At 74.3% G+C, this 1403-nt stretch carries 2 protein-coding genes; one reads left to right on the plus strand and one right to left on the minus strand.

The window, feature by feature from the left end:
• Positions 1-721 (plus strand): FAD-binding domain-containing protein (locus tag V7793_RS37560; RefSeq protein WP_336014226.1); only part of this gene is annotated, 721 nt, incomplete at its 5' end.
• A gap of 63 nt (positions 722-784) precedes the next feature.
• On the opposite strand, the gene V7793_RS37565 is transcribed toward V7793_RS37560, so the two are convergent.
• A complete protein-coding gene (locus V7793_RS37565) occupies positions 785-1090 on the minus strand; it encodes a 4a-hydroxytetrahydrobiopterin dehydratase (RefSeq protein WP_336014228.1) in 306 nt (101 codons plus the stop codon).
• Positions 1091-1403: the final 313 nt, after the last annotated feature.

The following is a 1403-nucleotide window of genomic DNA, read 5'->3' on the forward strand; positions in this document are numbered from 1 at the left end:
CGCCGACCGCCACGACGACCTGGCCGGGGACGCGACCTCACGTCTCTCCCCTCATCTCCACTTCGGCAGCCTCTCACCGGTGGAGCTCGTCGCGTCGGCCCGGGAGCGCGCCGCCGGGGGCTGCGCGGGCGCCGAGGCGTTCGTACGGCAGCTGGCCTGGCGGGATTTCCACCATCAGATGCTGGCCGCCCGGCCGGAGGCGGCCCGCCGCGACTACCGGCCCCGGCACGACCGCTGGCGCGAGGCGCCCGCGGAGCTCGCCGCGTGGCGGTCGGGCCTGACCGGCTATCCGCTCGTCGACGCGGCGATGCGGCAGCTCGCCCACGAGGGCTGGATGCACAACCGGGCCCGGCTGATCGCCGCGAGCTTCCTGACGAAGACCCTCTACCTGGACTGGCGGGACGGCGCCCGGCACTTCCTGGACCTGCTCGTGGACGGCGACGTGGCCGACAACCAGCTCAACTGGCAGTGGGTGGCGGGCACCGGCAGCGACACCCGCCCCCACCGGGTCCTCAACCCGCTGGCCCAGGCCGACCGCTTCGATCCCGAGGGCGCCTACGTGCGCCGCTGGGTGCCCGAGCTGGCCGGCGTGCCCGGCCGGGGCGTCCACCGGCCGTGGCGGCTGCCGGCCCGGGAGCGGGAGCGCCTGGACTACCCGGAGCCGGTCGTCTCCCTGGAGGAGGGCCTGGCCCGGTTCCGGCGGGCGCGCGGGCTCGCCTGAACGGGGGCCGGCGCACGCCGGGGCAGGGGTTGCGGCGGCGCACGCCGTGGCCCGGGGCCGCGGTCAGCGCCCGCCGTGCCCCGGGGCGACGGCCTCGATGCGGCGGGCCAGCTCGACGTCCAGGCCGGTGACCTTGCCGCCCGCGCTGTGCGTGTTCACGCTCAGCGACACGGTGTTGTAGCCCAGGGTCGCATCCGAGTGGTGCCCCAGCTCCTCCTGGATCTGCGCGATGTGCATCACCATGGCGGCGGCCTGGAAGTGCCCGTCGAAGCGGTAGGTGCGGCTGATGCGTTCGCCGTCCGTGGTCCAGCCGGGCAGCTCCTGGAGGCGCTCCTCGACGTCCTTCTGCGAGAGCGGTTCGACGGCCATGACTGTCCCTTCGTGGATGGGTGCCGTGGTGGGGGCCGTGGCGGGTTCCGTAGTGGTTGCCGTGGTTGCCCGGGGTGTGCCCGCGCCGGGGGCCGGTGACTCAAGCGTCCCACGGGGCAGGGGTGCTTTCGCGCCAATGTGACGCCGCGGCGCCCGGTGAGTCGTGCGCGTACTACCGGGTGCGACGTGCCGCTCCTATGCTCCTGCGCCGGACGTGACGCGCCACCGGCGGCAGGAGCTGGGCATGGACGGTACGGGCCTGTCTCTTCTCCCCCCCTTACGCTGCCGACGACAGAAATTCGGTGTAGATCTC

It is taken from the genome of Streptomyces sp. KLMMK (assembly GCF_036961605.1).
Taxonomy (GTDB): Bacteria; Actinomycetota; Actinomycetes; order Streptomycetales; family Streptomycetaceae; genus Streptomyces; species Streptomyces telluris.

Coding starts and splice junctions, on each gene's coding strand:
- V7793_RS37565 (WP_336014228.1), bottom strand. CDS start 1,090: ATGGCCGTCGAACCGCTCTCGCAGAAGGACGTCGAGGAGCGCCTCCAG.